The 8,730-nt window shown below is 38.1% G+C and carries 8 protein-coding genes; 7 read left to right on the forward strand and 1 reads right to left on the reverse strand.

Annotated features, from left to right (window positions below; genetic code table 11):
- The 7 genes from ABZA26_RS03195 to aroF form a co-directional block, all read left to right on the forward strand.
- The coding region (locus ABZA26_RS03195) for a FadR/GntR family transcriptional regulator (RefSeq protein ID WP_372713075.1) at positions 1-337 on the forward strand (337 nt) is incomplete at its 5' end.
- Between the two features lie 341 nt (positions 338-678).
- On the forward strand, positions 679-1,467 hold the full coding sequence (locus tag ABZA26_RS03200) for an electron transfer flavoprotein subunit beta (RefSeq protein ID WP_372713076.1): 789 nt from the start codon (positions 679-681) through the stop codon (positions 1,465-1,467).
- Between the two features lie 9 nt (positions 1,468-1,476).
- A complete protein-coding gene (locus tag ABZA26_RS03205) occupies positions 1,477-2,691 on the forward strand; it encodes an electron transfer flavoprotein subunit alpha/FixB family protein (RefSeq protein ID WP_372713077.1) in 1,215 nt (404 codons plus the stop codon).
- Between the two features lie 2 nt (positions 2,692-2,693).
- Complete coding sequence (locus ABZA26_RS03210) at positions 2,694-4,094, forward strand: FAD-binding oxidoreductase (protein ID WP_372713078.1); 1,401 nt, start codon at positions 2,694-2,696, stop codon at positions 4,092-4,094.
- Positions 4,095-4,444: 350 nt separating this feature from the next.
- A complete protein-coding gene (locus ABZA26_RS03215; RefSeq protein WP_372713079.1) occupies positions 4,445-6,118 on the forward strand; it encodes an L-lactate permease in 1,674 nt (557 codons plus the stop codon).
- A gap of 1 nt (position 6,119) precedes the next feature.
- Positions 6,120-6,287: a hypothetical protein gene (locus ABZA26_RS03220; protein ID WP_372713080.1), complete on the forward strand. Its 168-nt coding sequence runs from the start codon at positions 6,120-6,122 to the stop codon at positions 6,285-6,287.
- A 365-nt stretch (positions 6,288-6,652) separates the two neighbouring features.
- Complete coding sequence (aroF, locus tag ABZA26_RS03225; RefSeq protein ID WP_372713081.1) at positions 6,653-7,666, forward strand: 3-deoxy-7-phosphoheptulonate synthase; 1,014 nt, start codon at positions 6,653-6,655, stop codon at positions 7,664-7,666.
- 38 nt (positions 7,667-7,704) lie between these two features.
- Here the strand turns inward: aroF and buk are convergent.
- Positions 7,705-8,730, reverse strand: a 1,026-nt coding sequence (gene buk / locus ABZA26_RS03230) for a butyrate kinase (RefSeq protein WP_372713082.1), incomplete at its 5' end; no start/stop codon positions are given.

Genomic DNA, 8,730 nt, shown 5'->3' on the forward strand with positions numbered 1-8,730 from the left:
GATAACAGATGAAGAGATAGAAAAGATGGAAAGAGTCCATCTTAAACTTTTAAAAAGTACAAGCGAAGAAGAAATGAGTATTGTGGATTTAGAATTTCATTCTATTATTGCAAAAGCGTCTAAAAATCCCCTTGTCATAGCTATTTTAAACTCTGTTTCTGAAATTCTGGAAAATTCAGTCAAGACCTCAAGAAAAAGAGTTATAGAAAAGTTTGGTAAAAATATAATTGACAGTGATCATCAGGCAATAACAGACGCTCTAAAAAAAAGAGATTTAAAAGCTGCAAAAAAGGCTATGAAAGAACACTTTGATCATATAGGGGAAACTAGGATTTAAAAAAGAACACTAAAAGTGAAAAAAGTAATTAAATTATTTTTTTGAAACGTTTTACTAAAATTATATATTAAATAAATAATTAACAAGGCTCTGGAGAGATTGAAAAATAAGGTGAATTTAGAATTAGTGAACACTAAAACGTCTCTAGGCCTTATTTTATATGGGTAAAGTGAAAAAAGTAATTATAACACTTTAGTTGACTTTTACAAAAAAAACAGGCTATTATATATTAGATCAATCAAAGAGAGGTCATATGATTTCTCTTTTTAATTATAACAATAATCGGTCAGACCAATTTTTTTTAAGCTTTAAAGTGGTCAGACCAAAACAGGAGGTTTGAAATGAAGATTGCTGTTTGTGTAAAACAGGTTCCAGGTAATAGTGATGTACAGGTAGATCCGGATACTGGTGTTCTTTTGAGAGACGGAGTGGATTCTAAGGTAAATCCTTATGATCTCTATGCATTGGAAACAGCTTTGAAGATCAAAGAGGATAAAGGAGGAGAGATCGGGATCATATCTATGGGACCGCCTCAGGCAATGGAGGTAATAAGAGAAGCTTTCATGATGGGAGCCGATGAAGGGATACTTTTATCAGACAGGAGATTCGCAGGTGCAGATGTACTGGCTACATCATATACTCTGGCTCAGGGAATAAAAGCTCTGGGAGATATAGACCTCATAATCTGTGGAAAACAAACTACAGATGGGGATACAGCCCAGGTTGGACCTGAGATGGCAGAATACTTATCTATACCTCATATAGCCAATGTCAGCAAGATACTGGAAATATGTGAGGAGCACATTACTGTAGAGGCGGATATGGGAGAGACTATAGAGGTTCAGGACATACCTTTTCCTTGCCTTATAACAGTAGAGAAGGGTATTTATACTCCAAGACTTCCCTCTTATAAAAGAAAATTTGATGCTATGAAAAAAGATATAAAAATAATGTCTTTGGATGATTTACCTGATAAGGAAGAGTCAAAGTATGGTCTAAAAGGTTCTCCTACCCAGGTAGAGAGAATATTCAACCCAGAAAAGATTGAAGACAGAGAAACTATAAAAGGCAGTACACAAGAGATTGCCCAGGAACTTTATAAAAGAATGAAAGAATATAAATTTGCTTAGGAGGGAAAAATGGGAGAATTATATATAAATCACGATAAAATCGATCATAAGTTAATGAGAGAATTAATAGAACTTTGTCCGTTTAATGCTATAGAGGAAAATCAAGGAAAACTGGATATAAACTCTGGATGTAAAATGTGCAGATTGTGTGTCAAGCAGGGTAAGGGTGCAATTGAATTCCGAGAAGATAATTCCGGAGAAAAAATAGATAAAACACTTTGGAGAGGAATAACTGTGTATGTGGATCATTTTTCAGAAGAGATACATCCGGTAACTCTAGAGCTCATAGGTAAAGCAAAAGATCTGGCAAAGGTAACCGGACATCCTGTACAGGCAATAATTATGGGGGATAAAGTAGAAAAAATGGCAGAGGAACTGCTGCATTACGGAGTCGACGAAGTACATCTATACAAGGATTCTGAACTGGAGCACTTCAAAATAGAAAATTATACAGGAGTATTTGAATCGTACATCAATGAGGTAAAACCATCTTCAGTTTTAGTAGGGGCTACAACATTAGGAAGATCTCTGGCTCCTAGAGTGGCAGCCAGATTCCGTACCGGTCTTACGGCAGACTGTACAATACTTCAGATGAAGGAAAATAGTGATCTGGTACAGATAAGACCGGCTTTCGGAGGAAACATAATGGCCCAGATAGTAACCCAGAACCACAGGCCTCAGTTCTGTACTGTGAGAAACAAAATATTTGATGCTCCAGTTAGAACAAATGATAAATCCGGGGAAATAATAATTCATCCAGTGGATAAAAGCAAATTAATTTCTAAAATCAATGTTCGGAATATATTCAAAAAGGAAAAAGAGAGCTGCATATCTGATGCCGAGGTAATAGTGGCTGTGGGAAGAGCTCTAAAAAAAGAAGGAGATATGGAAATGATGCAGGAATTTGCTGATCTATTGGGAGGAAGACTTGCTTGTACAAGACCTCTCATTGAGAGCGGATGGATGGACTGTAAAACCCAGATAGGTCTCAGCGGAAGGACTGTAAAACCAAAAATAATTTTTGCCTGTGGAATCCACGGAGCTGTTCAGTTTACTGCAGGAATGGAAAACTCAGATACAATCGTTGCTATAAATACAGATGAAAATGCCCCTATATTCAACGTGGCTCACTGGGGAGTCGTAGGAGATATGTACAAGGTGATACCGGAGCTTATGGAAAAAATAAAAACCGGGAGAGATGTAATCTCCCTTGGAGAGGAGTAATTATGAATTATAAAAATGTAGATATTCAGGATTTTGAAAATATAGCCGAAATTTTGGGAAATAAGGACAGAGTCCTATGGGAAGATGCAATAAGTGAAGACTATTCACATGACGAACTGGGGGGCATAAGCAGAAAACCCGATATACTGGTAAAAGCAAAGAATTCTGATGAGATATCAAAAGTTGTTAAGTATGCCTATGAACATTCTATACCTATCGTAGCCCGTGGGTCTGGTACCGGACTTGTAGGTGCTTCTGTCGCTATTCATGGCGGTATTATGATAGAAACTACTCAGATGAACAAAATACTTGAATTGGATGAGGATAATCTAACTCTCACAGTGGAACCAGGGGTGCTTCTCATGGAGATAGGAAAATATGTGGAAGAGAGGGATTTCTTTTATCCACCAGATCCGGGAGAAAAAAGTGCAACTATAGGGGGAAACATCAGTACAAATGCAGGAGGAATGAGAGCTGTAAAATACGGTGTTACACGTGACTATGTCCGTGGACTGGAAGTTGTACTTCCAAACGGTGACATTATGGAGATGGGAGGAAAGGTTGTAAAGAATTCAGCAGGTTACAGTCTCAAGGATCTTGTAATCGGATCAGAGGGAACTCTGGGAATAATAACCAAGGCAATACTGAAGCTGCTTCCTCTTCCAAAATATTCAGTGAGTCTTCTAATACCATTTGGGAATATTGATAATGCCATAGATGCAGTACCTGCAATAATAAGATCAAAGGCTGTTCCGACAGCTGTGGAATTCATGCAAAAAGAGGTTATCTATTCGGCAGAAGAGTTCCTGGGAAAAACCTTCCCTGACAAATCCAGTGATGCTTATCTTCTTTTGACTTTTGATGGCAACTCCAAGGAACAAGTGGAGAAAGATTACGAAGTTGTAGCTGACCTGTGTCTTGAGATAGGAGCTACCGATGTATATATCGTAGATACAGAAGAGAGAAAAGAGAGTGTATGGTCTGCAAGAGGAGCTTTTTTAGAAGCTATAAAAGCCTCTACTGATGAGATGGATGAGTGTGACGTGGTTGTTCCTAGAAACTGTGTATCTGAATTTATAAAGTATACCAAGGATCTGGAAAAAGAATTTAATATTAGAATTCCGAGCTTCGGTCATGCAGGTGACGGTAATCTGCATGTATACATATGCAGAGACGGACTGGATCAGGAAATATGGGAAGATAAGCTAAATGCGGTGTTCAAAAAAATGTATGCGAGATCAGAGGAACTAGGCGGACTTGTATCAGGTGAACATGGGATAGGTTATGCAAAAAAAGGATATATGTTTGATCAGTATTGTGATAACAATATTGAGATAATGAGAGGAATAAAACAGGTCTTTGATCCAAAAAATATACTGAATCCTGGGAAAGTCTGTCAATAAGACTTTATGTAAAATACTTTAAAAATAAGATTTAAATGATTCTGTGAAATAGAAGAATATAGAAATACCAAAGATAGTAATTGCAATGAAATAACTCCATACTATATGTAGACGGCTACAAGGGCGGTAGCCGTCAAAACATGGTGTGATTTAAAGAGAGGCAGAATATTTTTAGGGCGATAGATGAGATTAAAAACTCATAAATACTTCCTTTCTTTATATAAAGTTTTATACATGATAGTTGTCAATTGTAAAAACAGATATAATTTTATATTTAAATTAGGTGTAAGTAGATTGGACCTTTATATTGTTTGCTTGATTATTGCAGCGTTTTTATAGGGAGGAAGTAAATGAGAATAATTCAAATTTTAGTGGCTCTGATGCCTATTTTGTTGCCTTTGATATTTTTGGTAGTTTTGAGAATGCCTGCAAAAAAAGGCATGTTTTTAACTTTTTCTATATTCGTACTTTCGGCTTTTGGTGTCTGGGGAATGGGAGGGGACATAGTGCTCGCTTCAATACTTCAGGGAGTACATAAGTCTATTACAATATTGTGGATACTATTTGGTGCTATTTTGCTTCTGAAAGTGATGACACACACAGGAGGAGTAGACATAATAAAGAGGGGATTCAGCAGTGTGACTAAGGATATGAGAGTCCAGGCAGTTATTGTGGGAGCCTTTTTTGTGGCCCTTATAGAGGGTGCGGCTGGATTTGGTACTCCTGCTGCAGTTGCCGGGCCTTTTCTTGTGGCTCTGGGATTCAATCCTCTGGCAGCGGCATCTATAGCCCTTATAGGGGACAGTAGTCCTGTATCCTTTGGTGCAGTAGGGACTCCTATTATTGTAGGTCTGGGTAATATACCTGGAGCGAATCCTGAATTCTTTGATCTTATAGGAAGAACGGTCACAAGAATGGACATTGTGACAGCGACACTGCTTCCTACAATGATAATAATGATGTTAACTAAATTTTTCGGAAAAGAAAAGTCTTTTAAAGCTGCTTTTGAGATTCTCCCGTGGTCACTGCTGGTGGGAGCCACATATTCAGTATCTGCACTGCTTTACTCTACTTTTTTAGGAGCAGAATTTGTATCTATACTGGCCTCTCTTACAGGGCTTGTAGTATCATGCTATACTGCTAAAAAAGGAATAATGATGCCTAAAAACAGAGAGTGGAAGACTGAGGCTGTATTTGAAGAAGAAACAGTAATTGAAACTAATTCTCCTAAAAAGAAAAATTCCGCTGGGGGAAGGGTTAGCTTTAATGAAAACGGAACAATAACTTTGTCAGAATCAGTTTCAGCAAAGGATATTTTCTCAGCCTGGATGCCTTATGTAGCAGTTGTAATAATGCTTCTTATAACCAGAATTATACCTCCGGTGAAAAAATTTGTTCTCACACATGCTGATTTGAGCTGGAGAAATATTTTGGGAGAGGGAGTTACCTCTAAATGGCAGATACTTTACTCTCCAGGAACTGTGTTGGCTATTGCTGCAATCATTGCATTGATATGCCTAAAAGGAGACGGTGAGGCGTTAAAGAAGGCAACTAAAGAAACACTGAATTCTGTAATAAATGCATCTGTGGCTCTGTGCTTTACTCTTGCTGTCGTACAGATTTTCAGTAATTCTGCCAATTCAGTAATGGCCATAGGAATGCCAAATTATCTGGCAAATATCCTGTCTTCAGTATTTCAGGGTAACTGGCTTGCAATAGCTCCTTTCCTCGGTGAACTAGGGGCCTTTATCACAGGTTCAGCCACAGTATCGACACTGACATTCTCCCCTATACAATATCAGGTAGCCAACGCTGTAGGGATTAATTCCACTGTAGTCCTGGCTCAGCAGGTAATAGGAGGAGCAGCAGGAAATATGATATGTATACATAATGTCGTAGCTGCAGCAGCGGTAGTGGGTCTGACAGGGGAAGAGGGGAACATAATCAGAAAGACACTTCCTGCAGCTATGTTTTACGCAGTTGTAGTGGGTATACTAGGATATGTAGCCAACTGGATAATTTAGTATGGAAAGATGCGAAAGGTGTTTTATATATAACGGGCAGGAGGATCTTATAAAGAAATATCAGGAAATAGAAAGCAAAATATACCTGAGTCCTCTGGCAGTAAGCTCGGAAGAGATGAGATTTTATCATAAAAACAAGAAAATATTTGATCAGAAAAAAGATAAGTAGCATAAACCTATTTACCTTTTATCCAGAGATATATTATGAGCCCCTCTTCAGATGGTGACTGAAGAGGGGCTTTTACTTTGGTCTGCAGGTATATTTAATGTTAAATTGTGTTTATCCCTGGTAAATAGAACCAATAAAAATAAAAATAAACCCAATGTTTCCTACAACATATTATGGGATATAAATGCATAATGTCAATAAAAACAATGGTTATAATCTAAAAAGTACGAACACATAAAAAAAAAAATTGTTATCTATCTGCAAAAGTGACAATAAGATACAATGTATCAAATAGAAAAATAAATTCATGGGGAATCATAAAAATTTATTTGAAATTAAGTTATAGCAAACAAGGGGGATTAAAAATGATAATCAAAATGAAAAAAGATGCTGAGTGGAATGTAATAGAAAAGATAATGGATACTCTTAAGAGAAAAGGACTAGGAGTACATGATATAAACGGACAGGAATACAGAATCATAGGGGTTATAGGGGATACCTCTGGTCTGGACATGGGTAGTATAGAGGGTCTTCCAGGGGTGGAAACTGTTACTAGAATCCAGGAGCCGTTTAAGAAGGCAAACAGGGTACTGAAAAGTGAGGATACAGTAATAGATGTAAAGGGAATAAAGATTGGTGGAGGCAACTTCACAATAATGTCGGGACCTTGTTCTGTAGAGTCAAGAGAACAAATAATCGAAGTAGCAGAAGGGGTAAAAGCTGCAGGTTCTCAAATTCTGAGAGGGGGAGCTTTTAAACCAAGAACATCTCCATATGCATTCCAGGGACTAGAGCTAGAAGGACTAGACCTTCTGAAGGAAGCCAGAAAAATCACAGGTATGCCAATAGTAACTGAGATCATGTCCCCGTCTCTTGTGGACAAATTCGTAGAAGATGTAGACATAATCCAGGTAGGGGCTAGAAACATGCAAAACTTTGATTTGCTTAAAGCACTTGGAAAAACTCAGACTCCGATACTTCTTAAAAGAGGTATGTCGGCAACTATAGAGGAATGGATCATGTCTGCAGAGTACATCATGTCAGAGGGAAATCCAAATGTAATTCTCTGTGAGAGAGGGATAAGAACATTTGAGAAATATACCAGAAATACTCTTGATCTTAGTGCTGTACTAGCTGTAAAAAAATTGACGCATCTTCCTGTAATAGTAGATCCTAGCCATGCAACTGGTAAGAGATGGATGGTAAAAAACCTGGCTATGGCAGCAGCAGCAGTGGGAGCAGACGGACTAATGATAGAGGTTCATAATGATCCTGAAAATGCTCTTTGTGACGGAGCTCAGTCTCTTACACCAAAGGATTTTGCAGAAGTTATGGTAGACGTAAAAAAAATAGCTGAACTTGTAAATAAAAAAATGTAATAGAAATATAAAACAGGAGAGGCTAAGCCTCTCCTGTTTTAATGATTTTCTGAATCGGGATTATAGATCAACGGCTCTTCTTCTCCTTTTAGTATTCTCATGGCTCCTTGTGCCAAGGCGGACATTTCATGTTCCCCTGGATAAACTTTTATAGGGGCGAGAAAAGCCACCCTTTCTTTCAGAAGGTTTACCACTTTCTCAGAGTATGCCATTCCTCCAGTTAGAATTATAGCATCAACATTACCTTTTAAAACTGTAGAAAATGCTCCTATCTCTTTTGAAATTTGGTATATCATGGCATCAAAGATCAGCTCTGCTTTTTTATCACCTTTTTCAATGAGTTCTAAGACCTCTATAATACTATTAGTTCCCAGGTATGCAACGGCTCCCCCTTTTCCCACAATTCTTTTTTTGATAAAATCCAGATCATATTTTTTATCAAAACACATCTTTACAATATCTCCAGCTGGCAAGGCTCCAGACCTTTCAGAAGAAAGGGGGCCTTCTCCGTCCAATGCATTTGTCACATCTATTACTTTTCCTTTCATATGGGCACCGATGGTTATTCCGCCACCCATATGAGCCACTATGAGATTTAGTTTTTCATAGGATGTTCCCATCTCACGGGCATAATTTCTGGCTACAGCTTTCTGGTTTAGTGCATGGAAAATCGATTTTCTTTCAATTTCCGGGATCCCGGAAATCCTGGCCACAGGCTCAAGCTCATCAACTACTACAGGATCTACGATATAGGAAGGGACATGGAAATCTTCTCCTATTTCATGGGCTATAATACCCCCTAAATTTGAAGCGTGTTCACCAGATACACCGGCCCTCAGATCGCTGAGTACAGCATCTCCTACAATATAGGTGCCACCTGAGAGAGGTCGTAAGAGCCCACCACGTCCCACCACGGCATCCAGCCTCTCATCCAGAAGATGTTTCTCCTTAAGAGTTTTTTCTATTATATTTTTTCTGAATTGAAACTGATCTATTATTTTTTCAAACTGGTGAATATCCTCTGCAGAGTGACTTATGGTTTCTGAAAATATCTCATTTTCTCC

Origin of the sequence: Ilyobacter sp., from assembly GCF_041583315.1 — a bacterium.
GTDB lineage: Bacteria > Fusobacteriota > Fusobacteriia > Fusobacteriales > Fusobacteriaceae > Ilyobacter.